Below are 22,982 nucleotides of genomic sequence, written 5' to 3'. Positions count from 1 at the left end.
GGTTGCTACTTTCACGAGCGTCGGGTGGTGATCGGGGTCTGTGTCTTTGTCAGGGGTTGCAGAGTCTCGGGGTCGACGGACTCGAACCGCAGCATCGTTCCGGGCGGCAGCTGGGCCGCGATCGGCAGGTCATCGGGGACGACGACGCCGATCACCGGATACCCGCCGGTCACCGGATGGTCGGCCAGGAACAGCACGGGCAGCCCCGAGGGCGGCACCTGCAGCGATCCGGCGACGACTCCTTCGCTGGGAAGTTCATCGGCGGTGAGGCGTTCGAGCGGCTCTGCGGCTTCCTGGTTCTCGTCCGTGGCGAGCCGGACGCCGATCCGGTTAGATTCGGCGGTCACGGTCCAGGTCTGGCTGGTGATTGCGGTCCGGGACTCGTCTGTGAACCAGTCGTGCCGGGGGCCGCCGGTGATACGAAGGACGACCGGTGCGTGGCTGTTTGCTCCGACGCCGTTCAACCGGACGGCGTCGGGAAGGGTCGACGGTTCCGCTGCGCCGACCGTGCGGCCCTGGTCAATTGCCCCCACCGGCAGGACCATTCCGGCTGCGAGGGGATCCGGTCCGATCCCGGACATCACATCGGTGGACCGGCTGCCCAGCACCTCGGGCACATCGATTCCGCCGCGGATGGCCAGGTAGGTGCGGAGCCCGGCGGCGGGCTGGTCGAGGGTGAGGGACTCGCCGTCGTGCAGCGCGAACGGTGAACACATCGGTGCCGTGCGGGTGCTGTCGCCGCCGGCGTCGTTGGTGGTGGTGATCTCGGCGGGTGTGATGGCTCCCGCCAGGGCGAGCGTGAGTTCGCCGTGGGCCCGGACGGTGAGGCCGCCGAGGATGGTTTCGATCACCGCGTCGCCCGGTGCGTTGCCGACCAGCCGGTTGGCTTGGCGAGCGCTCGCGGTATCGGCGGCGCCGGCTTTGGAGACGCCGACGTCGCCGAGGCCGGGTCGGCCCAGATCCTGGATCAGTGACTGCGGTCCTGGCGTGAGGACCTCGAGCGAATGACCGGTTTCGTTGGGCGCGTCCGTTGACGTCCCCGCACCGGCTGCTGGGTCTGACACCGTGACCGTTTCCCGCACAGCCACGTACTGCACGGCGGTGCCCGGACGGAGCAGGGCCGGTTGGTCCCGACCCAGATCCCAGAGGCGGGACGCGGTCCTGCCGATCAGCTGCCAGCCGCCGGGGGAGCGTCGCGGATAGACGGCCGAGAAGTTGCCGGCCAGCGCCACCGCTCCGGCGGGGACGGCGGTGCGTGGTGAGGTGCGGCGGGGAACGGTGAGCGTCTCGTTCTCGCCGACCAGGTACGCGAATCCGGGGGCGAAGCCGCCAAACGCAGTCGTCCACAGTTGGCCGGTGTGCGCGGCAATGACACCGTCAGGGTCGAGGCCGGTGAGGCGGCCCACTTCGGCGAGGTCGTCGCCGTCGTACACCACCTCGATCCGCACCGGATCGCCGACCGGCGCTGAGTCAGTGGCCGGTGATGTGTCCAGTTGCGCGACGGCGGTCCGGGCGGCGCGGGCGCTGGTGCCGGAGTCGAAGACGGCGAGCACGGTCCGGGCGGCGGCGAGGACGTCGACCTGCCCGCGGAGTGGGTGCTGCTGCAGGTGGGCGTGGACCGCGAGGACCGATTCGAGCGATTCGAGTTGGATCAGGAGGGCGCGGGGCCCGGCCCAGCGAATCTCGGGAGGGGTCACACGAAGCTCCGGATGTCGATGCCAGCGGCCTCGAGATCGCGGCGGACGGCGGCGGACATGGAGACCGCGCCGGTGGTGTCGCCGTGGAGGCAGATGCTTTCGGCGGTGGTCTTCAGGGTTGAGCCGTCGCGGGCGATGATGACTCCCTCGGTGGCGAGGCGGACCATGTTGGCGGCGACCTCGTCCTCGTCGTGGAGGACGGCTCCGGGTTCGCGGCGTGAGACCAGGGTGCCGTCGGGGTTGTAGGCGCGGTCGGCGAAGGCTTCGGCCACGCCGCGGAGGCCCGCCTTCTCTGCTGCGTCGAGGGCTACCGACCCGGGGAGGAGCAGCAGTGGGAGGTCGCCGCCGAACGCCTTGACGGCGTCGACCACTGCCTGGGCCTGCACCTCGTGGGTGACGATGGTGTTGTAGAGGGCGCCGTGGGGTTTGACGTATTTGATGGTGCCGCCTGCGGCCCGGGAGATCGCGTCGAGGGCGCCGATTTGGTACAGCACGTCGTCGGCGAGCTCTGTGGAGGAGAGGTCGAGGAAGCGGCGACCGAATCCGGCCAGGTCCCGGTATCCGACATGGGCGCCGATGGTGACGCCGGCTTCGACGGCGTCCCGGCAGGTCTGCGCGATAGTGGAGGGGTCCCCGGCGTGGAAGCCGCAGGCGACGTTGGCGCTGGAAACGGAGCGGAAGATGGCGGCGTCGTCGCCCATGGTCCAGTTTCCGAATGATTCGCCGACGTCGCTGTTGAGGTCGATGTACACCATTGTGATCCTCGTCTCTCCTGAGTGGTCTCTCTAGGATGCACGAGTTTGACGGATTGTTCAACAATTATTCATCCGAGACTTTTGGGCGGCAAGGGTGGCATCATCGATTGATGAGCCCTAAGAGCCGCACGCGCAAGCCGAAATCAGCGGGCAAGGAGAGGCGAAACGCCCCTCCGCCCAATCCCATCGCGGAACTGTACCGCCGGGTCGCGCCGCATTTCGCTGCGGACTTGGACCAGACGTCGTCGTTGGAATCGGAGCAGATGGCTTCGGCCGTCTATGCAGGCATGCACCAGACCACCAATCTGGGCGCAGGCATCGACAACACATTGTTCAGCGACTGGGTGGGCCACGCTGAACGTCAAGCTAACCGGACCTCAGCCGCGGTGCTGTGGGCGATGGCGCAGGTAGCCGACGCACCCGGTGACGCCCAGGCCGCAGCCGCCGCCGGACGGCTGGCCGAGGCCGGGGTCGAACCGCCCGCCTGGCTTGCCCCGCTGCGGAAACTGGAGGCCACTGCGGCCTGGATGCTTACTGACGTATTCGGTGACTTCATTGAAATTGTCATCGAGTTCCGCGCCGGGCGACGTAAACATGGTCTGTACCTGAGCATCGACACCAACCATCTGGGCGGCTACGCCACTGAGGTGGTCTTCAGCGACAGTGCACGCGATCTCCTCAAGACCCTTGAACGCTCGGCATGGAGAATGGCTGGGGCAGCGGTGGTGCCGGTTGGGCTGTCGGAAGCACGCCGGCTGGGCCTTGATGCCATCGCGGCCACTGACATCACCAGCAACCCGGAGGTGGGTCCCACCTACGACCAGGACCGGGCTTTGGCGCTGAAGCGGTTACTCGCGCTGCCGGAGAGCGGCGTCGTCGACCTCAATACGCGGAGGGCGCAGAGCGAAGCCGAAGAACAGGCGCAAATTGAAGCTGATGAGGTTCAGTCCGAGCGGTTGGTTGCCACGTTCATGCGGGACATTCAACAGGACATAGCTCCTGCATCGGCGCGGGCATTCAAAGAGCAGTTCATTCGCCTTGCCGACTTGGCGATTGGCTTTGGCCGTAACTACGACGGCGGCCGGCTGGTGCGTGTGAGTCCGCCGAAAATGGACACATTTGTTGGATGGTTCCTTCCGCGCAAAGTGATGCTCGACGACGTCGAGTTGGAGGCACTTCCCTGGTTCCTCAACGCGTGGGTTGACTGGTGCGCCGCGCAGATGGGGCTCCCCGAGGCGGCTGTGGACTTGCTGGTGGATGCTGTCGGGGAAGCTCTCGACGACGCTGAAGAATTGAGGAACTCGGATGAGGACGAACGGTCACCGGGGATGGCCTTTCTTGAAGGACTGGATCTGGCGAACCTTGAGGAGGCGCAGGCTGCGATGGACCGTCGACAACTGGCGATGCCGTACTTTGGCACCTGGGTTGGCGACGATGACTACCCGCAGCTGAACGCGAACAAGCCTCACGAATTGCGGTTGCTGGTGCTGGGGGAGCTGAAGGAACTGCACACGGTGGGAATGGACGAGTATCCTTCCAGTGCCGCACCCGATGGTTCTCCGGTGTGGAGCGCTGCGCTGCGTGAACTGGTGGTGTCACAGCTGTGGAACGATGAACCACCTCAAGTGTGGCAAGCAGCTCAGCGACTGCGGACACAGGGGCTGGGTCGTGAGGAGATCCTGGATCAACTGCAGGCGGTGCTCGCCGGCCATGTGGATGCGACCAAGGTTCAGCCGGGCTCCGGGTTTGGCTCGGCTGTGCATATCAAGGGTTACATGGCCGCGCTGGCAGCTGTCGGCGCTGCTGGACGAAAAGGCGGCCACCTTCGGTCGGTATAGAGGACCTGGTTTGGTAGGTGCGGTGCTATATCCGATTCAAACTGTGCATGCACTGCATCCATTGCATGCACTTTTCGAAACTGAGAATGCATGCATCGCATGCACTGCATGCGCCTTTTCAAACGCATACCCTCCCACACACCCTTAGCCGGTTCCCGCTACGCTCTTCCCATGACTAGCAGCCAACCACCGAAGCGAGCGTTCGCCGGGCCATCCGCATCGACATCGACATCGGCGGTAACGGCGACGGTCGACATCGTCGCCGTCCAGCGGCGTACCGTCTGGGTGCTGATTGTCGGGCAGATCCTGGGCGGGATCGGGATCGGGTGCACCGTTTCGATCGGGGCGGTGATGGCCGCCAACATTTCCGGGTCGGATGCGCTGTCCGGTACGGCGACGACGTTGAGCACCCTGGGTGCCGCGGCGAGTGCCATTCCGCTGGCGCGGCTCGCGCAACGGCTGGGCCGACGTCGGGCGCTGACCACTGGTGCGCTTCTTGCGGCGACGGGATCGGTGGTGGCTATTGTTGCCGCGTGGCTGAGCTCGTTCCCTCTGCTGTTGCTTGCTTTCGCCTTTCTCGGCGTGGGCACCGCGGTGAATCTTCAAGCCCGATTCGCAGCCACCGATCTGGCGAGTTCGCAGCATCGGGGGCGGGACCTCTCCTTGGTGGTCTGGTTCACTACGATCGGCGCTGTGCTGGGGCCGAATCTGATCGGGCCGGGGGAGGCGATCGCGTCGACGCTGCAGATGCCCTCGCTCACGGGGTCCTTCCTGATCGCGGTGTTTGCCCAGCTGGCCGCAGCGACGGTCTACCTGGTGGCGCTGCGCCCCGACCCGTATCTGTTGAGCAAATCCAACGCTCCCGAGAATGGCCTTGAGGCAGCTCCCGGCGCCATCCATGGGCGGGGTCCGCTGGTGTTTGCCATTGGCTCCATCGCTATCAGCCATGCGGTGATGGTGTCGGTGATGTCCATGACGCCGGTGCACCTGATCAATCACGGCGTCACGCTGACCATTATTGGATTGACCATCAGCTTGCACATTGCCGGGATGTTTGCGCTGTCGCCGGTGTTCGGGTGGCTCAGCGACAGGGTGGGCCGGGTGGCGACCATCCTGATTGGGCAGGGCCTGTTCGCGGTGTCGCTGCCGATCGTTGCGTTGGGCGAGGACGATCCGGTCCTGGTGACCGTGGGACTGGTGTTCCTCGGACTGGGCTGGAGTGCGGCCACTGTCGCGGGGTCGGCTCTGGTGGCGGATCTTGCGACCGGTGCTGCCCGGCCGAAGATTCAGGGCCGGACCGACCTCATCATGAACCTTGCCGGCGCTGCCGGGGGAGCGGCATCCGGTGTGGCTCTGGTGCTGATTGGCTACGCCGGGTTGGCATGGGCCGCCGGCGTGCTGGTGTTGGTGGTCGTGGCGGGATCGGTCATTACCAGGTCGGGTGCCACTCGGTCGGATGCTCCGGAAACTAGGTCAGCGTGAAGCCTTGAGCGCTGACGAGTGCGGTGGGACACTTGTCGCACCCACTCACCTCTGGGAGTACCCATGGCAGCGGTGCTTGTTTGTTCCACTCCGGTTATCGGCCATATCAACCCGATGGTCGCCGTCGCGCAGGGTCTTGTTGACCGCGGGCACGACGTCAGATTCCTCACCGGGCGACGTTTCGAGGACCAGGTGGTCGGCGCTGGGGCCACCTTTGTGCCGCTTCCGGCTGAGGCAGATTTCGATGACACCAAGATCGACGAATCTTTTCCAGGTCGCGTCGGTCTGAAGGGCCCGAAGGGCATCAGATACGACCTGTCGGAGGTTTTCATTCGCCCGGGGAAGGTTCAATATGAGGCGGTCCAGCGGGTGATCGCCGACCGCCCGGTGGACGTGGTCCTCGCCGAGCCCCTGTTCATGGGTGCGTCGCTGCTGCTTGCCGGGAATCAGCCGGGCCGGCCCGCCGTCATCAACTGCGGAATTCTGCCGCTCAGCCTGGCCAGCAAGGACACCGCACCGTTTGGATTGGGCATCCGACCGATGCCCGGGCCCCTCGGTCGGATCCGGAACCGCGTTCTGCAGTTGGTGAGCGAACGGGTGGTGTTCGCGCCGGTGCAGAAGTATGCCGACGACGTTGCCCGCAGCACTACCGGAGCAACCATTCCGACCTTCTTCATGGACTGGCCCCGGGCCGCCGACCACCTTGTCCAATTCACTGTCCCAGAGTTCGAGTACCCCCGCTCGGACCTGCCTGCTACGGTGCATTTCGTGGGACCGGTGTCCCAAGGCGGCCTTCGGACCGGTGCTGCGGGCGCGGTGGGCCTGCCCGAATGGTGGGGTATGCTCGACGACGATCGGCCAGTCATTCACGTCACCCAGGGGACCGTCGCTAACCAGGACTTCGGTGAGCTGGTGCTTCCCGCTATCGAGGGGTTGGCGCACGACGACGTCGTGGTGGTCGTCAGTACCGGAGGTCGTCCCGTGGAGGTGCTCGAAGGGTCATTGCCTTCCAACGTTCGTGTTTCCTCCTACCTGCCTTATGACGAGCTACTGCCGAAAACCGATGTGCTCGTCACCAATGGTGGCTACGGTGGGGTTCATTTTGCCCTGCGGTACGGCGTCCCTTTGGTGATGGCCGGTGAAACTGAGGATAAGGCCGAGGTCTCTGCCCGTGTTGCCTGGTCCGGCGCCGGCATCAACCTCCAGACCAAGCGAGCAAGACCGGAAGTACTCGCTGCGGCAGTCCGAGCCGTGCTTGGCACCCCGTCGTATCGGGAGGCGAGTCAACGGATCGGAGCCTCAATCAGGGAGTCTCCGGGCGTGGGTGGGCTGGTGGACCTGGTTGAGAGTCTTTATGGTTCGAGGAGTGCTCAGTGAGAGTCTGGGGGATTGTCGTGGCAAGGTGATTAGGGTCGTGACCTGATCTGCTTTAGGGCTTTGTCCTGCGCGCGCTCGATTGTCGCTGTTCCAGGTAGGGGTGGTGCGGTGGAGTGGTAAGTGTGGCCGGTGGGGGTGGTGACTTTGAGCCTGTGCCGTGGTCCCGGAACTGCCTGGACTGTCCAGCCCGGGGTTTCTTTGGTGTGGTTGCAGGCTTCGCAGAGTCCTGCCCCGTTCGTGATCGTTGTCGGTCCGCCGCGATGCCAGGGGATGATGTGGTCGAAGTGGCGGATCGGGGCGTCGCAGTAGGCGGTGCGGCAGGTGTCGTCGCGGGCGGTGATGAACCGGCGTTGCGCCCGGGTGAAGAGCCGTGCTTTGGAGTCCATCGCCACGAGCTCCCCGGTAGCCGGTGCGGTGTAGAGCCGACGCAACCACACATCGAAAGCGGGAGCTGTTGCCGGGCCGGTCGAATCTGTTGACCCGGCCGGCTTCTTCGGGCCGGTTGATCCGTTGGTCGTTTTTCCCGTTCGGATGAGGTTTCGTGCCCAGAGGGAGGGGATGATGCCGTAGCCGGGGATCCTGGCTGGTTCGCCGTCTCCTTGTAGGAGCGCCCGGTCGGTCATGATGACCTGCAACTCGACCCGGCTGATACCCCCGGGCACCCCGGTGACACGTTCGACGAGGGTATCGGCCATCACCTGGCCCCGGGACCGGGGGTCCCCGGTAGCCCGGGCCGTGTCCGCATGACGGGTCAGGGCCGCGTAAGTCGCGACGGCCTCTTTTACGGGGAGTAGCGCAGTGAGGTAGGCCATCGTCTCCGGCGCCGGGCGGATACTCACGCACCGTTCCGTTACCGCATGGGCGGCCCGGTTCACCACTGAGCGGGGATCCCTGCGGTACGCAGCGGCCTTCGCCGCCGCGATGATCGCCTTGTCCCCGTCGCCGGTGAACCTGCCCGTGTCGGGGGCCAGTTCCTCATCGACGCCCGTCCGGTCAGAACTGGAGAGGCAGGCGGTTTCCTTCACCAACAAGGTGGCACGCCACTCATTGAGCTCACCGTTATGCAGTGCGGCGAGGGTGTGGGGCATCTCCGTGACCAGGGCGCGGGCTAATCCGAGGAGGCGGCTGCCCCGGACCGGGGATTCACGGCGGGCTAACGCGATCTGCGCCCCCACCCCGTTGCCCCGCTCCGCGGCGGGGACCCCGGCATCGGCCTGGGCTTGGCGCTCGGCCACGTCGACAGCCACCGCGATCTGGGCCTGCACTCCGGCGATCGCCGATTTCAGGTCCTCCAGCTCACGCAGCTGATCAATCAACCCCGCCGCGTCCGCCGCCGGCTGCAGGGAGTTGAGGGCTTCGGCTAGCTCCCGGGTGGACCATTCACCGCGACTACGACCGCGACCGCGACCGCCGGACCGGGTGGCCGAGGGGGGTTCACCGGTAGACGCCGATGTAGACGCAGTAGCGTCAAGGGAAACGCGGCGGCCGGTGGGACTATCAGCCCGAGAAATGCCGCCGTCACGATGACCCTGACCACCGGAACCGGTGAGGGAACCAGCGACAGGGGCACTGGTTCCGAGGTTGCCGGCGGCATCGGTATTACCACTGGCACCGCCGGAAACAGCACCAGAAGGGCCGCGCGGAGCCGCTACCCGGGAGGGGAATCCCTTCCGTTCCTGTGATGGAGCTGTGCTGCCGTCCATACCTCTATTGTCCCAAACCACACCGACAATCCAGGGATTCACAAGCCTATGTGGATAAATCTCTCGAACAAATATTCGAATAAGGCTGGAGGCCCGGCTAGGGCTTTAGACAGGATCCATCCGTCGTGCGACTACAGCGACGCCATCCGGTTCCTTGCCGATCAGCTGGTGGATGCCCGACCTGTTTGGGCAGCACCCAACGGCGACGCAACCAGTTAACAATCACACCGTCGGAAACTGCAGCACGCCACCCTGATAGACCTGCCCGATCATGGAGCGCAGACCAGCCAGCTGCTCGGTCGATTCCAGTTGGCCGTTAAGCACGACGATGTCGGCTAGGTGCTTCTCTGCCAACCGGCCGACGGAGTTGAGGGGCGTGATGAGTTCGCCCGGCACCGACGTGGAAGCGGCCAACACCTGCTCAAGGGTCATGCCGGCGTCGGCCATCAGAGCGAGTTCCTCCAGGTTGTCGCCGTGCGCGCCGACCCCCGCGTCGGTGCCCATGCCAACCCTGACTCCCGCGGCGATGGCTCGGGCGACCGACTGGCGGTGGTCTTCCGCCACCTGCTGGGCCTTGTCGATGACCTGTTGCGACAGCCCGCTGGTACCGGATTCGCCCTTGCGGATGACAGCCAGCGGAGCTGAAAGGGTGGGCACCAGGTAAGCCTTGGTGTCCAGGAACAGCTGGATTGCCTCGTCGGTGAGGTAGATGCCGTGCTCGATGGTCCGCACGCCCGCCCACAGCGCGTTGATGATCCCGGCGGTGCCTTGCGCGTGGGCCATCACGTATTTGCCCTGCATCCCGGCTTCCTCAACGACGACGGCGATCTCCGCGGGGGTGAACTGGGAGTGCCGCGGGTCGGTGGTCGGCGAGAGCACCCCGCCGGTCGAGCAGATCTTGATCTGGTCGGCGCCGGCCCGCAGGAGCGTGCGAGTGACCTTCCGGACTTCCTCGACGCCGTCGGCGATGCCGCTGGGACGGCCGGGATGAGGCCCAAAGTCGGGGGAGTCGAGTCCCGAGGGGTGCCACAGATCGCCGTGACCACCGGTCTGGGACATGATGCTGACGGCGATGCGGAGCCGTGGACCCTTGACGACCCCGGTTTCGACCGCCTGTTTCGCACCCAGGTCAGCGCCACCGGCGTCGCGCACGGTGGTGACACCTGCGCGGAGGGTTGCCTCGAGGTTCCGCACGGACTCGTAGAATTGCAGGGAGTAGGGATCGACCATCGCCTGGATGGAGCCGGGAGTGGAGGTCATCACGTGAACGTGCAGGTCGATCAGGCCGGGAAGGACCGTGCGACCAGCACAATCCACCACCGTGGCCTCCGCATACGCGTCGACTGAACCGGCGTCGCGGCCCACAGCTTCGATCATCCCGTCGCGGATGACGACGTCGGTTTGGCCGGGAAGGAAGCGTTCGCCGTCGAACACATAGCCGTTCTTCAAAACTGTCGCAAGCGTCATTGCTGCCTTTCGCGGGTTGACCGCAGCCAGGCGCTGCAGGCGTTTAGCGGCCAGCCTACAGCCAATCCGTCCGCCGCAGCGGCGGCTGGGCCCCGCCGGGACGCTGCACCAACACCTGGTTCACGCCAGTCAGCCCGTTCTCGAATCCCAGTGCGCTGGTCGCCATATAGAGGCGCCACACCCGGGCCCGACCCTCGCTTGTCAGACCGACCGCTTCGTCCCAATGATCTTCAAGGTTCTGCACCCACGCGCGGAGGGTGAGCGCGTAGTGCTGACGCAACGCTTCGACGTCGAGCACCTCGAACTTCGCTGACTCCAGGGCGCCGAGCATCACCGTGAGGCTGAGCATCTCGCCGTCGGGAAAGACGTACTTGGGGATGAATGAATCGGGGTCCGGGCGCATCGTGTCACCGGCATTCCAGGAGATGGCGTGATTGAGCAGTCGGCCGCCGGGGCGCAGCAGGCCGAACAGGTGGCTCGAATACCCGGCAATCTGGTCGCGCCCCACATGTTCGGACATGCCGATGGAACTGATCGCGTCGAAAGGGCCGTCGTCAACGTCGCGGTAGTCCTGCACCCGGATCTCCACCTGCTCGGTGAGCCCGGCCTCGGCCACCCGTTTGCGGGCACGCTCCGCCTGTTCGGCGGACAGGGTGACGCCGACGACGTCGGCCCCGTAGCGTTCCGCCGCATGCAGCGCGAAACTGCCCCAACCGCAGCCGACATCGAGTACCCGCATCCCCTGTTCCAGGCCGAGTTTCCGGCAGACCAGATCGAGTTTCGCCTCCTGAGCCGCGTCAAGACCGGTTTCGGGGGAGTCCCAGACCGCGCAGGAGTAGACCATGGACGGGCCGAGGACGAGCGCGTAGAAGTCGTTGCCGACGTCGTAATGATGGGAGATGGCGACGGCGTCGCGTTTCTTGGAGTGTTTCCGTCCGACCCGGTCGATCGTGATTTCCTCGGGCGGGGGCGTGGGGTTGCGGCCAATGGCGCCCAACCGGATCGCTGTGCGCAGCAACCGGGCGCGCTCGCGGAGGGTCAGGGGGCTGAAGGGTTCCAGTTCGGCGAATTTACCGACGGCGCTCAGGGCGGTGAAGCTTGTGTAGAGGTCACCGGGAGCGTCGATATCACCGGCGACGTAGGCCCGGCTTAGACCCAGCATGCCGGGAGACCAAAGCATTCGCCGCAGTGCTCGCCGGGACCGGAACTCAATCACCGGCGCCTCTGCCGGGCCGGCCTCCGAGCCGTCCCAGGCCCGCAGACGAAGCGGGATCTGTTCGGTTCCCAAGACAATCCCCAGCGCCTCGGCCAATAGTGCTGCGGCCCCCCGTGATTTGCTCATAGCCATGTCTACTCCGGTTTTCCCCGGAGGGCTAGGGCAGTTCGGCCAGCGGCTCGGCGAGGAATGAGCCATTAGGATGGCGGAAGACAGGACTACGGTCCGGAGGAGAGCGGAATGGCGGGGATTACCAGTGCCGACGTGGCTCGCGAGAGCGGCGTCTCGCGCACCACGGTCAGCTATGTACTGACGGGGCGCGAGGGCGTGAGTATCTCCGAAGAGACGCGGCGGAGGGTTCTGGAAACCTCCAAGCGGCTCGGCTACGCGCCGTCGGCTGCAGCGCGGGCGCTGAAGACCGGGCGCAGCGACCTGGTGCTGTGCATTCTTCCGGACTGGCCCATCGGTCCGGTGATCGAAACACTCCTGGATCACCTCGCTGATGAAGTTGCCGAGCGGGGCCTTTCAGTTCTGGTGCACCACGCCCGCGGACACCGTCCGCTGCAGGATCTGTGGCGTGCCGTCACGCCGCGCGCGGTGATTGGTTTCGCACCGTTCGACGACGACGATCTCCGGGCCATGCGCCAGGCCGGCATTCAGGTGTTGGGGACCCAGGGGGAGGCGGTGGGACCGGCGCCGTCTCGACCCTCCGAAAGCCAGATACGGATCGGACAGTTGCAGGCTCAGCAGCTCATTGCCTCCGGGAAACACCGGATCGCGTATGCGTGGCCCACCGATTCCCGCGTTGAGCATTTCGCAGCGGATCGGTTGGAGGGCGTCCGTCGTGAATGCGCGGACCACGGCCTGCCCGAGCCGGAAGTGCTGTCGGTAGACCTTGAGGCAGCCTCGGCCGCTGCAGCGCTGCGTACCTGGCGAGAGGGGCCGGACCCGGTGACCGGTATCGCCGCGTACAACGACGACGTCGCGCTCGCCATTCTGGCCGGGCTTCGGCTGCACGGACTCGCATGCCCCGCGCAGGTGGCAGTCGTTGGGGTTGACGACGCGCCGGCTGCCCGTCTCGCCGACCCGCCGCTCACCACCATCTCCCAATCCATCGAACTACAGGCACGGTACCTGGCTGGCCTCGTCCTCGCCGGTCTGGGTGACCAGGCGGAGGACGAGGCTCCAACCTTCCCCGGTGACGGGATGGTGCTGGTGGTTCGCGGCTCAGCGTGACTCGTCTGAGCCGGGCGCCGCCGTCCAGGACCTACTGGTACTGCACCACGTAACTGGGGATACCCGTGTTGTCGTTGCTGACCGGGGCCCCGGTGTTGTTGACGACGTGGTCAATGGTGCCCGCGCCGAGATTCACGGTGAGGATGTGGTTCAGCTGCACACCGGCTGTGTCCGGAACTTCGAAGCCCCGGGTTGCGTGGATGGTCGGATCCACGTTGGTGAAAATGTAGGAGCCGCCGCCCCAGAGGGTGTGCTTCGTGACGTCGTCGGCCACCTTGTAGCCGGCCCACCCGAGCACGCCGTCGTGCTGCCAGGCCTCCTGATTGGGAGGATCATAGGGAAGCTCATTCTGGAAGAAAACCGTCCGGCCGTTTTCACCGTTCCAGATGACGTTGTACTCCTGGTAATGCTCCACGAAGAGTCCCGTGGCGGTCACGTTGTCACCGTTGATGATCACACCGTTACGGCCCGTGCTGACATCCCATCCGAAGGTACCCTCGATACCGTGATCTGCACGCCACGCCCAGATGTGATCGATGAGGACATTGTCGCTGTTGACCTCAAGGCTGAGGTCCGCCTTTCCGACGTTTGGTCCGCCGATCCGGAAGTACACATCACTCAGGGTGGTGGGATTCAGCGGGTCGTTCTTCTTACTGCTGTTGTTTCCGTTCTTCGTGCCGATCTGCAGCAGGAGGGGTGAGTTGACCTCTCCACCGTCGATCGTCACACCGGCCAGCACGACGCCGGGCACGTCGGCGACGCGCATTGGCATCGCCCCGTTTTTCGCGGTCAGGGTTGCATGACCCATGCCCAGGACGACCGTGTTGGCCCGTTTGATCGCAATAGTGTTGTCGATGCCGTACACCCCGGGGGTTAGCAGGAGGTGCTTGCCGCGTGCGAGCTGGCTGTTGATGGTCTGGACAGAGTCCGAGGGGTCCGCGACGAAGAAATCGGACAGTTTGATGGTGGTGCCCGGGGTGATTCCGTCCTTCCAGGAAATCCCGCTGGAGTCGATCTGTGCGGAGGGTACCCGCACGTTATAGGCGCCGTCGTCGTCAACGAAAAGGTAAGGCTTCTCGCGGCTGACCGGGGTTGTTTCGAGGGTGGTGTACGGAGGAGTGGGGAAGGTGCTGTCCGCCGGGGCGCCGTCGACACCGGCAAACACGGCATTCCACACACCGTTGGACCAGGAGCCGATTTCGCTGTTGCGCGTGAACCACTGCTGCTGGGAACCATTGATGATGTCGTTGGCCTTGGAGTCAGCCATGTATCCACCGCTGGCAAATTGCGGCCCGGCAGTGCAGTAGTCCATCAGGGAAAGCGTTCCGCCGGTGACGTTGACGCGGCGCAGCGAGACGGCCTGGGAGACGGCCCAGAAGTTGGCGGTTGCACGGCACCCGTCCTGGCCTGCACCGTTCACCTGGAGGGTCAGGTTAGAGAGGGTGCGCCAGAAGTTGTTGAGGGCGATGCAGTTGCTGGTGCCGTTGTCCTCAAGACAGCGGTTATATACCTCGATCTTGCCGTTGATGGTGACATCGGTCGGTGACTGACCGAGGCCGGCAACCTCGGTGTAGTAGCCCACCTTGAACTGCAGTGGTTTCTCGTCGGTGCCATAGGTGCCGGGCAGAAAAAGCAGGGACTGGCGGTTGGTGCCCATTTCGTCGTCGATCTGGCGGGCGTTGACAGCATCAACCGTGGCTTGGATGTCTTCGACGGGCATTGTGGGCGAGAAAACCGTCACGTTCGGACCGAGATCCGGCACGGCGGGCAGATGTTTGGACTTTTTATCCTGCACGTCGGCGGGGGAGGCAACTGCGGCAGGACCTGGAGCCACCAGGAGCGCAGCAGTCAGACCGGCAGCCAGGAGGGTGGGGATCATGGGACGTGATCGCCCGGTGGCAGAAGGCCGGTGGGCTCGACTTTGAAAGGGAGGCGTAGGAGACATGTGTTGACCGTTCTCTCCGTTGAGGGTGTCAGACAGGGTTGGTGACTCGTGTCACTAGTCTGTACAGTGATTCAACCGGACGCGGTCTCTACAGTCAAGGAAATGACGGGGTCGACCAAAGCTTGGTTTGCGCCGCAGAGGCTTAACCGCGTGGGTTCAGGTCCGGGACAGTAGAAGATGGGAAGAACGCTTGGGATCAGGCTCGGCTCTTAGGCCTGCGGCACGGGCTTGCTCAAGACACCAGACGGAAACGCTGGCACCCAGCAGTTTCTTGAGGGGACCGATGTGCTTGACCCGCTCGGTCGCCACCGAACCGAACAGGGCGTGGCTGACGGCTCCGCTGCGCTCCATTTTCGGGTCCTTCAGGGCAGCGGCCCATGCCCGTGTCAGACCGTGAACTACTGCGTGGGGTTCATTGCCGACGCTCCTCAGATGCCTGTCCAGGTGGGTCTTCATGACCTGGAACTCGGAAACTTTCGGTGCTTTGGCCGCTTGTTGTGGTGCGGTCGCCTTCCTTGAGGCAGGTACCTCGACTGGCACAGGAGTCTCAGCGACGGGGGAAGGCGCTGCCTCGTGCGACGCAGACTGTTCCACCATCAGCCGGGCCAATTCACCGTGAAGGTCTGCGAGCTGGAGGTGGATATCGACGATTCGTTGGGTGGAATTCGGTGTGTGCCTGGGCGGTTGAAGTGTCAGTTTTCGACGGACAGCCCTGGACACCGTGCAACGGAATACGTCCGCCAGGGTATCTGCCAGTTCCACGAGGATCGCTGGATCGGCCACAAGCAGGGGAACCCGTACCTTTCGGGATTCCACCAATGAAGCTGCAAGCTGATCCAGAGTGCCGTGCACTCGACCGTACCGGAGCCGCTCGTAGGTTACACCCGGTCCCACCTGCGGAGCGTAGACGCACTGCTGGGGGTTGAGGTCCAACGTACCGACCAAGGGAAAGAAACGCGGCCGCACCGAACTCCGAAGGACCGCGCGCACCGCATCGAGTTGCTTTGAAACCTGTTCTATCGGGTTGGCTGCTTCGGTCCCGTCCAGGAGGATCCACGGTTTACCCGTGTCGGTAACAGCGGCAACCCGGGACGTGAAGCCTTTCCACTCCGAGACGGTGAATACCCCACGAGTAGTGTTGTAAAACAGCCAATCGACCTCTGCCACTGGTTTTCCTGGAGTGTCCACCCGGCAATTGCTGAACGCCCACACGGAGTCGTCCAACAGCTCACCCAATCGGGCGACGTCGGCTGGCGCAGGCCGGTGTGCGGCGGTATTGGTTGACGGGAAATGCAACAACTGATGATCTTCCTGCGGCGCGGGATCCAGACGCTGGGTGTCCGTCGGCGCCCCACCGCCGGCGAACATTCGCGCTGATGCGCTATGTCATCATCACGGGTTCGGCGCCGTCACCGCAAGTACGGCACCGGTAGACTTCGCTGACATTCACAAATCTGGGGGACCTACTTGAACTATCCGTCGCTGCCGCCTGCCTCAAACACGCCGCCCCCATCCACTCCGCCGACGGACAAGTCGAAGATCAAGATTTCGACGGCGGTGGCGGCGGGTGCCTGCCTCTTCCTCCTGGTGCTTGGATTCCTGAGCAGCGGCCTCAGCGGCGCAGTGATCATGGCAGGTCTGGTGGCGTTCTTCACGGGTCTCTATGTAGTGGTCACCAATCGGCCGTCATGGGCTGGCATCGCCGGCCGCAAGATGGGTGCCATCACCATGGCGGCGGCGCTGGTCGCCTTCATGGTCGGAGCGGTCCTGGCACCGCCGATCGAAACCACACCCGCCGCGGTCGCCGAAGAGACCACCTCGGCCCCGGTCGACGACGTCACCGCGTCTCCAACCCCATCCGCCACTCCCCGGGAGACTGCCACCCCGACTCTCACCCCGGCCCCGACGCCCAGCCAGGATGTTGCACCGCTCGACAGTGCCGACGTGGTTGCCGCGGACGGCGACCCGAGCGCACCCGAAGGCCAGCCCGAGTACAGCACTCGTGCCCTCGATCTGTTGGATACCCTGGCTGTGAAGGGTCGGGCGCCAAAAACCGGTTACGACCGCGACCAGTTCGGTCAAGCCTGGGCCGACGTCGACCGCAACGGCTGCGACACCCGCAACGACATGCTCAACAGGGACCTGACAGCGATCGTTCACGCCAATTCGGTGCCGTGTAAGGTCCAATCGGGTATCCTCGACGACCCCTATACCGGCACCACCATTGACTTCCTCCGGGGGCAGTCCACTAGCATCGACGTCCAGATCGACCACGTGGTGGCACTGTCCGATGCCTGGCAGAAGGGCGCCCAGCAGCTCAGCGCCGGCCAGCGGCTTGCCTTCGCCAACGATCCGCTGAACCTCCAGGCGACAGACGGTCCCACCAACGCTCAAAAGGGAGCGGGCGACGCCGCTACCTGGCTGCCGCCCAACCAATCGTTCCGCTGTGAGTATGTGGCCCGGCAGATTTCGGTGAAAGCCACCTATACGCTCTGGGTCACCCAGGCCGAGCGCGACGCCATGGCCCGAGTTCTCGCTGACTGCTCCGACACGATGGCACCCACCAGCCAGGCCGCGCCCGTCGCCACGCCGGAACCAGCACCAGCGCCAGCATCCGCCCCAGCACCCGCACCCGCGCCTGCCCCTGCCCCAGCACCAGCGCCCGCACCTGCCCCAGCACCCGCACCCGTGCCTGAACCGGTTCCCGTCCCAGCCCCTGCGGCCTACTACGAAAACTGCACGGCCGCCCGGAATGCGGGAGCCGCGCCGGTATACCGGGGGCAGCCGGGCTACGGCACCCATCTGGACCGAGACGGCGACGGGGTGGGCTGCGAATAGCGGTTGCCGCTCCGACACCACCGCGTAAGATCCAGCTATGGATAACGCCTATGCCACAACAGACAAGCCAACCTCGGGCACCGAAACCCAGCTGGTTACTCTCGACGACATCCGAGCCGCCGCCGACCGAATCCAGGACCTGGTGCTCCGGACCCCGATCATCGCGCTGCCTCATCCGGACCGCCCGTCCGACATCCTGCACCTGAAAGCCGAGTCCCTGCAGCCGACCGGCGCCTTCAAACTCCGCGGCGCCTACAACACCATCTCCCAGGTACTCGATGAGTCCCGAGAACGCGGCATCATCGCCCAGTCCTCAGGCAACCACGCCCGCGCCGTCGCCTGGCTGGCCAAACGGCTCGACCTGCACGCCGTCATCGTCATGCCCGACGCCGCCCCGCCCACCAAGGTGGCAGCCGTTCGCGCGCTCGGCGCCGAAGTGGTGCTCGTGCCAGCATCTGAACGGGACAGCCGCACCGTGGAACTCGCTGCCGAACACGGCTACGTTGAGGTACCGCCCTACGACGACGTCCGTATCATCGCCGGTCAGGGCACGGTCGGCCTGGAGCTCATCGAGCAACTGCCCGACCTCGACGTCGTCCTTGTTCCCATCTCGGGTGGCGGGCTCATTTCCGGAATCGCGACTGCCATCAAGTCGCTGCGCCCCGAGGTGCAGGTGATCGGCGTCGAACCCGAACTCGCGGCCGACGCTGCCGAAAGCCTGCGCGAGCAGCGCCGCATCACCTGGGACACCAAGCTCACCTACCGCACGGTCGCGGACGGGCTCCGGACGCCAGCCGTCGGCGTCCACCCCTGGGAACACATCCGGCGCTACGTCGACGACGTCGTGACCGTCTCCGAGGAACAAATTCTTGCGGCGGTGCGTCACATCGCGGTGGAGGGACGCCTCGTCGCCGAACCGTCCGGCGCCGTCGCCACCGCAGCCTGGATGCACGACCTGGCGCCGCGCGGTGCAACGGTCGCGGCGGTCGTGTCGGGTGGATCCGTCGATCCAGCCCTGATGGCGCGGGTGCTGGCCAACTGGTCACCGTTCGGGATGCCCCCAAGGCGGCAGCGCTGACTCGACGGTGTGGGAGGGGTGTGTGCAGAAAAAGTGCATGCACTGCATGCGATGCATGCATTCTCTGATCAGCCAAGTGCATGCACTGGATGCGATGCATGCACGTTCTAATTCGGGCTACCCCTTCGGGACCTTCCCCGAGTGCGTCCTTGCCCGGGTGCGTCTTTACCCGGAGACCCCTTCGCCCGGATGCCCTTTTGTCTGGGTGCTCCTGGCGAGGCGGCCGGCAGTCAGAACACCTGGAGTCAGAACATTGGGCGTCAGAACACCTGGAGTCAGAACACCGGCACCGCAGAGAACGCGGCGGCGCCAGCTTCGGCCACCTGCTGATCCTGGTCAATCGATCCCGTGGACACGCCGATCGCACCCACGATGCTTCCATCCCGCACGAGTGGAATGCCACCCGGGAACACCACGAGCCGGCCACCGTGGGCGTCGCTGAGACCGAAGATGGGCCCATCGTGCCTGGTCATGTCCTGGAGGACTCCGGTTTCGCACTGGAAGGCGATTGCGGTGTAGGCCTTATTGATCGCGATGGTGATGCTGCCGATATTCGCGCCGTCCATTCGGACGTGCGACTTCAGGTTGCCGCCAGCATCGACCACTGCGATATCCATGGGCTGGCCAATCTCTGTGGCCTTCTCGGCTGCGGCGTCGATCACGCGGCGGGCCTCTTCCAGGGTGACAGTCTCCAACACGGTTCCAGTTGCCATGAGCTTCCTCTTCCTCGACATTTTCAGCACAACTCTGTGCTGAGGACAGCGTTGCTGGCATCTGTCGGCTTGCCAAGTAGTGATTACCCCCATGTGGGGGAGGGTGTTCCCTCATATCCAGGCCCAGGAGTTCTCGCCTACCGTGTAATCCACCTACCAAGGAGGTTTGACGTGGGTGTTGTGCCCTTGAAAGATATTGTTGATCCGGCATTTTCGGCGCGCTACGGGGTGCCGGCAATAAACGTATTCAATGATTTGACTATGGAGGCTGTGCTCGCGGGAGCTGTGGAATGCAACTCTCCGGTGATCCTGCAGACATCGGTGAAGACCGTGCGGAGCATCGGCTCCCGGGTCTTGTTTGAGATGTGGGAGTCGCTGACCCGCGGGATCGAGGTGCCGGTGACCCTTCACCTCGACCACTGCCCGGACCGCGAGGTGGTGACCGAGTGCCTGAAGGCCGGCTGGAACTCAGTGCTGTTTGACGCATCAGAGCTTCCGGTCGAGGAAAACCAACGCCAGACCATCGAAGTGGTCCGGGAGGCCCGAAGTTACGGCGCCCAGGTGGAAGGCGAAATCGAGGCCATCACCGGCGTTGAGGACGACCACGGCTCTGATGAGGTGTCGAAGCAGCAAAGTCTCGAGACAGCGTTAACCTTTATCGACGCCACCGGGATCGATGTTTTCGCACCGTCCATCGGCAACGCCCACGGTACGTACAAGGCCGCCCCCGTTTTGGACGTCAACCGGGTGACCGAGATTGTTCAGGCACGCTCCATTCCCATTGCCCTGCACGGCGGAAGTGGGCTGAGCCCTGAACAGTTCCAGGACCTGATCGCCCGGGGTTGCGCCAAAGTGAACATCTCCACGGCATTGAAAGAAACGTTCATGCAGTCCAGCCTGACCTTCCTGAAGCAGGCCGAACAGAACAACAAATGGGACCCGCCGTCGCTCTTCAAGCACACCCGTGGAGACGTGATCGACATGGTCAAGGAGCTGGCCGAACAGTTCGGCAGTGCTGGGAAGGGCAGGTAACCAGTCATGCCCACCTTGATTTTTGACTGCGACGGTGTGCTCGCGGACACCGAACAATTTGGCCACCTCCCGGCCTTCAACCGCACCTTCGAGGAATTTTCGGTACCTGTGCACTGGAGCGTCGATGACTATGCGGAAAAGGTGAAGATTGGCGGCGGCAAGGAACGCATGCGAAGCATTCTCACCGACGACGTGAGCAGTCAGCTTGGGCTGCACGACGACGACGCGAAGGACACGGCGATTCTCGCCTGGCACAAACGCAAAACCGCCATCTATACGGATTTGGTGGACGGAGGCGTCATGCCCGCACGGCGTGGAATCGCCCGGTTGGTTCAGGAGGCGCACGACGCCGGTTGGGGCCTTGCTGTCGCCTCCACCTCCGCGGAACCCGCGGTTCGGGCGGTGCTCACCCACGCCGTCGGGAAGGAGCTCGCCGCCCATTTCGCCGTCTTCGCAGGGGACGTGGTGCCGCGCAAGAAACCGGCGCCCGACATTTATCTGCTCGCACTTGAGGACCTCGGCCTCAGCACCGACGACGTCGTGGTGGTCGAGGACAGCTCAAACGGACTCCGCGCGGCAGTGGCCGCTGGCCTCCGCACAGTGGTCACCGTCAGCAGTTTCACGCGCTCCGAAGATTTCACCGGGGCGTCCCTGGTGGTCACTTCGCTCGGGGACCCTGGTGAGTCCGCCGAGGTGCTCGCCAGCCCGCTCGGCGTTGAGGTGGATGACGTCGTCTCCCTCTCAACTCTCCAACAGCTACTGGATTCACCGTCCGTCACAACCCACCCGGAGGCATCATGACATCCACCGACCTTGAGAACGTCGAATTTGTGGTCCGCTCCATTGCGCATACGGCTGTGGAGAAGGAGCAGGAATTTGGTGACCTTGACGCAGTCGTCGGCGACGGCGACCTGGGCTACTCATTGGCTCGCGGCTTCGAAAAGGTCCTGACCGACTGGGATACCTTCAAGCGCGACGACCCTGCCACTTTTCTGCAGCAGATTGCGCTGGCCATCTCCAGCCGAATTGGCGGAACCTCCGGCCCTCTGTGGGGGACGGCCTTTCTGCGGGCGTCCGCCGCAGCAAAGGCATCGGGGACCATGGACGGCGCCACGGTCGTCGCGATGCTACGCGGTGCAACCGACGGCATCAAGGCGCGGGGAAATGCCGAGCTCGGGGACAAGACTCTCCTCGACGCGATTGTCCCGGCGACCGACGAGCTGGAACGCGAACTCAGCAAGGGAACTGACGCCGCCGGCTGCCTCAAAGTCTTCTGCGACACCGCCCGGGCCGCAGCCGACGCCACCAGTTCCCTGGAAGCCAGGCGGGGCCGGGCCAGCTACAGCGGAAAAAGGAGCATCGGCTCGCCCGACGCCGGTGCGGTGGCAATAGCCATCATGATCGAACGACTGACCGACGAATGGGCAGCACGTTAGCCCGTTCCTTGACCTTCAATTCAACACAACGATGTGGAGCCCAGATGAAAAAGTTTGTCAATGATCCCAAGCAGTTTGTTCCGGAAATGCTCGAGGGATTGGCACTGGCCAATCCTGAGACGCTGAGGTATGTGCCGGAATACAACCTCATCATGCGGTCCGATAGCCCCAACGAGAATAGGGTGTCCATCGTTCAGGGATCTGGTTCCGGCCACGAGCCGGCCCACGTGATGGCTGTAGGCAAGGGGATGCTCGACGCCGCCTGCCCGGGTGACGTGTTCGCTGCGCCCCCGTTCGACTACGTCTTCGAAACCACCAAGCTACTTGCCTCCCCAAAGGGCGTGCTGCTGCTGGTAAATAACTACACCGGCGACAGAATGGTCTTCGACATGGCCCAGGAGATGGCCGCCGCCGAAGGCGTGAACGTGAAGACGCTGTTCATTGACGACGACGTCTCGGTGCAGGACTCCACCTACACCATCGGCCGGCGTGGAGTCGCGGGAAACTTCTTCGTGATCAAGGCGGTGGCTGCCGCGGCCGAGCGCGGCGCGGACCTTGACGAGGTGATCCGGATCGGCGAGAAGGTGAACTCGGTGACCCGTACCATGGGTGTGGCACTGACCGCCTGCACACCGCCAGCGAAGGGAAGCCCGCTCTTCGAACTAGGCGAGGACGAGATCGAGGTGGGGGTAGGCATCCACGGTGAGCCGGGCCGGCGTCGGGCCAAGATGATGCCCGCCAATGACATCGTTGACGAAATTCTTGAGCCGGTGGTTAGCGACCTGCCGTTCAAGGACGGCGACCGCGTGGCCCTGATGGTGAACGGCCTCGGGGGCACCCCGATCAGCGAGCTGTATCTGCTCTACGGGCAGGCCCACAAGCAGTTGGCCGCCAAGGGAATCACCGTCGGGCGCAGCTATGTGGGCGAATACTGCACGTCATTGGACATGGCTGGCGCCTCGATCACGCTCGTCCGGCTGGACGACGAGATTGAGTCGCTGCTGAACGATCCCGCCGAGATTGCGATGCGGGTGTTCTAGCCAACAGGTTGTGAGGTTTATCTGGATCGCATTTCAGGATGCGGACCTTGATCCTAGGTGCGGCCCCCCGCGGATACCCGGGGCCCCCCCCCCGTCGGGGGTGGGTTTGGACGGGTCGACACCACTCAC

General features: G+C 64.5%; 18 protein-coding genes. 10 read left to right on the top strand and 8 right to left on the bottom strand.

Annotation, left to right across the window (positions count from 1 at the left end):
• Positions 1 to 11: 11 nt before the first annotated feature.
• Together ACX80T_RS15035 and ACX80T_RS15030 are read right to left on the bottom strand one after the other, a co-directional pair.
• The gene (locus ACX80T_RS15035) at positions 12 to 1,697 is read right to left on the bottom strand and encodes a 5-oxoprolinase subunit B/C family protein (protein ID WP_459304838.1); all 1,686 of its coding nucleotides are present in this window, start codon (positions 1,695 to 1,697) and stop codon (positions 12 to 14) included.
• Positions 1,694 to 2,452, bottom strand: a complete 759-nt coding sequence (locus ACX80T_RS15030) for a LamB/YcsF family protein (RefSeq protein ID WP_019481898.1) — start codon at positions 2,450 to 2,452, stop codon at positions 1,694 to 1,696. Before ACX80T_RS15030 ends, ACX80T_RS15035 begins: the two co-directional genes overlap by 4 nt.
• A 110-nt stretch (positions 2,453 to 2,562) precedes the next feature.
• Here ACX80T_RS15030 and ACX80T_RS15025 point away from each other — a divergent pair, with 110 nt between their 5' ends.
• The 3 genes from ACX80T_RS15025 (at position 2,563) to ACX80T_RS15015 (ending at position 7,149) form a co-directional block, all read left to right on the top strand.
• Complete coding sequence (locus ACX80T_RS15025; protein ID WP_459304837.1) at positions 2,563 to 4,290, top strand: hypothetical protein; 1,728 nt, start codon at positions 2,563 to 2,565, stop codon at positions 4,288 to 4,290.
• 171 nt (positions 4,291 to 4,461) lie between these two features.
• Complete coding sequence (locus ACX80T_RS15020; protein WP_243400516.1) at positions 4,462 to 5,772, top strand: MFS transporter; 1,311 nt, start codon at positions 4,462 to 4,464, stop codon at positions 5,770 to 5,772.
• 63 nt (positions 5,773 to 5,835) lie between these two features.
• Entirely contained in the window at positions 5,836 to 7,149 is a 1,314-nt protein-coding gene (locus tag ACX80T_RS15015) for a glycosyltransferase (RefSeq protein ID WP_116778213.1), read from the top strand.
• Positions 7,150 to 7,178: 29 nt separating this feature from the next.
• Here the strand turns inward: ACX80T_RS15015 and ACX80T_RS15010 are convergent, their stop codons facing one another.
• From ACX80T_RS15010 to ACX80T_RS15000, 3 genes are all read right to left on the bottom strand, one after another.
• Positions 7,179 to 8,852: an HNH endonuclease signature motif containing protein gene (locus ACX80T_RS15010; RefSeq protein ID WP_116778214.1), complete on the bottom strand. Its 1,674-nt coding sequence runs from the start codon at positions 8,850 to 8,852 to the stop codon at positions 7,179 to 7,181.
• 222 nt (positions 8,853 to 9,074) lie between these two features.
• The gene (locus ACX80T_RS15005; RefSeq protein WP_116778215.1) at positions 9,075 to 10,319 is read right to left on the bottom strand and encodes a metal-dependent hydrolase family protein; all 1,245 of its coding nucleotides are present in this window, start codon (positions 10,317 to 10,319) and stop codon (positions 9,075 to 9,077) included.
• A gap of 55 nt (positions 10,320 to 10,374) precedes the next feature.
• Positions 10,375 to 11,661: a class I SAM-dependent methyltransferase gene (locus ACX80T_RS15000; protein ID WP_459304836.1), complete on the bottom strand. Its 1,287-nt coding sequence runs from the start codon at positions 11,659 to 11,661 to the stop codon at positions 10,375 to 10,377.
• 114 nt (positions 11,662 to 11,775) lie between these two features.
• Between ACX80T_RS15000 and ACX80T_RS14995 the strand changes: the two genes are divergently transcribed.
• Positions 11,776 to 12,771 carry a LacI family DNA-binding transcriptional regulator gene (locus ACX80T_RS14995; protein WP_019481902.1) on the top strand — a complete coding sequence of 332 codons (996 nt, stop codon included), beginning with the start codon at positions 11,776 to 11,778 and terminating at the stop codon, positions 12,769 to 12,771.
• A 31-nt stretch (positions 12,772 to 12,802) separates the two neighbouring features.
• Here the strand turns inward: ACX80T_RS14995 and ACX80T_RS14990 are convergent, their stop codons facing one another.
• Both ACX80T_RS14990 and ACX80T_RS14985 read right to left on the bottom strand, forming a co-directional pair.
• Entirely contained in the window at positions 12,803 to 14,650 is a 1,848-nt protein-coding gene (locus tag ACX80T_RS14990; RefSeq protein ID WP_024477285.1) for a glycosyl hydrolase family 28-related protein, read from the bottom strand.
• A gap of 222 nt (positions 14,651 to 14,872) precedes the next feature.
• On the bottom strand, positions 14,873 to 16,012 hold the full coding sequence (locus ACX80T_RS14985; RefSeq protein ID WP_162148067.1) for a hypothetical protein: 1,140 nt from the start codon (positions 16,010 to 16,012) through the stop codon (positions 14,873 to 14,875).
• Between the two features lie 171 nt (positions 16,013 to 16,183).
• On the opposite strand from ACX80T_RS14985, the gene ACX80T_RS14980 reads away from it, so the two are divergent.
• Positions 16,184 to 17,554, top strand: a complete 1,371-nt coding sequence (locus tag ACX80T_RS14980; protein WP_459304834.1) for a GmrSD restriction endonuclease domain-containing protein — start codon at positions 16,184 to 16,186, stop codon at positions 17,552 to 17,554.
• Positions 17,555 to 17,591: 37 nt separating this feature from the next.
• A complete protein-coding gene (locus ACX80T_RS14975; protein WP_051317710.1) occupies positions 17,592 to 18,632 on the top strand; it encodes a threonine ammonia-lyase in 1,041 nt (346 codons plus the stop codon).
• A 275-nt stretch (positions 18,633 to 18,907) separates the two neighbouring features.
• Here ACX80T_RS14975 and ACX80T_RS14970 read toward each other — a convergent pair whose 3' ends face one another.
• Complete coding sequence (locus ACX80T_RS14970) at positions 18,908 to 19,345, bottom strand: GlcG/HbpS family heme-binding protein (protein ID WP_019481905.1); 438 nt, start codon at positions 19,343 to 19,345, stop codon at positions 18,908 to 18,910.
• A gap of 171 nt (positions 19,346 to 19,516) precedes the next feature.
• On the opposite strand from ACX80T_RS14970, the gene ACX80T_RS14965 reads away from it, so the two are divergent.
• The 4 genes from ACX80T_RS14965 to dhaK are packed head-to-tail and all read left to right on the top strand — an operon-like array spanning position 19,517 to position 22,853.
• The gene (locus ACX80T_RS14965) at positions 19,517 to 20,377 is read left to right on the top strand and encodes a class II fructose-bisphosphate aldolase (protein WP_019481906.1); all 861 of its coding nucleotides are present in this window, start codon (positions 19,517 to 19,519) and stop codon (positions 20,375 to 20,377) included.
• Between the two features lie 6 nt (positions 20,378 to 20,383).
• Positions 20,384 to 21,178: an HAD-IA family hydrolase gene (locus ACX80T_RS14960; protein ID WP_024477291.1), complete on the top strand. Its 795-nt coding sequence runs from the start codon at positions 20,384 to 20,386 to the stop codon at positions 21,176 to 21,178.
• Complete coding sequence (gene dhaL / locus ACX80T_RS14955) at positions 21,175 to 21,813, top strand: dihydroxyacetone kinase subunit DhaL (RefSeq protein ID WP_019481908.1); 639 nt, start codon at positions 21,175 to 21,177, stop codon at positions 21,811 to 21,813. The genes ACX80T_RS14960 and dhaL overlap by 4 nt, the downstream gene beginning before the upstream one ends.
• Positions 21,814 to 21,857: 44 nt before the next feature.
• A complete protein-coding gene (gene dhaK / locus ACX80T_RS14950) occupies positions 21,858 to 22,853 on the top strand; it encodes a dihydroxyacetone kinase subunit DhaK (protein ID WP_019481909.1) in 996 nt (331 codons plus the stop codon).
• Positions 22,854 to 22,982: the final 129 nt, after the last annotated feature.

This window comes from Arthrobacter sp. Sr33, from assembly GCF_054511195.1.
This window is presented reverse-complemented; position numbering and strand designations above follow the sequence as displayed.

Excerpts from the sequence above, each read along its gene's own strand:
- ACX80T_RS15030 (WP_019481898.1), bottom strand. The coding sequence starts at position 2,452 with ATGGTGTACATCGACCTCAACAGCGACGTCGGCGAATCATTCGGAAAC.
- ACX80T_RS15025 (WP_459304837.1), top strand. The coding sequence starts at position 2,563 with ATGAGCCCTAAGAGCCGCACGCGCAAGCCGAAATCAGCGGGCAAGGAG.
- ACX80T_RS15020 (WP_243400516.1), top strand. The coding sequence starts at position 4,462 with ATGACTAGCAGCCAACCACCGAAGCGAGCGTTCGCCGGGCCATCCGCA.
- ACX80T_RS15015 (WP_116778213.1), top strand. The coding sequence starts at position 5,836 with ATGGCAGCGGTGCTTGTTTGTTCCACTCCGGTTATCGGCCATATCAAC.
- ACX80T_RS15010 (WP_116778214.1), bottom strand. The coding sequence starts at position 8,852 with ATGGACGGCAGCACAGCTCCATCACAGGAACGGAAGGGATTCCCCTCC.
- ACX80T_RS15005 (WP_116778215.1), bottom strand. The coding sequence starts at position 10,319 with ATGACGCTTGCGACAGTTTTGAAGAACGGCTATGTGTTCGACGGCGAA.
- ACX80T_RS15000 (WP_459304836.1), bottom strand. The coding sequence starts at position 11,661 with ATGAGCAAATCACGGGGGGCCGCAGCACTATTGGCCGAGGCGCTGGGG.
- ACX80T_RS14995 (WP_019481902.1), top strand. The coding sequence starts at position 11,776 with ATGGCGGGGATTACCAGTGCCGACGTGGCTCGCGAGAGCGGCGTCTCG.
- ACX80T_RS14990 (WP_024477285.1), bottom strand. The coding sequence starts at position 14,650 with ATGATCCCCACCCTCCTGGCTGCCGGTCTGACTGCTGCGCTCCTGGTG.
- ACX80T_RS14975 (WP_051317710.1), top strand. The coding sequence starts at position 17,592 with ATGGATAACGCCTATGCCACAACAGACAAGCCAACCTCGGGCACCGAA.
- ACX80T_RS14970 (WP_019481905.1), bottom strand. The coding sequence starts at position 19,345 with ATGGCAACTGGAACCGTGTTGGAGACTGTCACCCTGGAAGAGGCCCGC.
- ACX80T_RS14960 (WP_024477291.1), top strand. The coding sequence starts at position 20,384 with ATGCCCACCTTGATTTTTGACTGCGACGGTGTGCTCGCGGACACCGAA.
- dhaL (WP_019481908.1), top strand. The coding sequence starts at position 21,175 with ATGACATCCACCGACCTTGAGAACGTCGAATTTGTGGTCCGCTCCATT.
- dhaK (WP_019481909.1), top strand. The coding sequence starts at position 21,858 with ATGAAAAAGTTTGTCAATGATCCCAAGCAGTTTGTTCCGGAAATGCTC.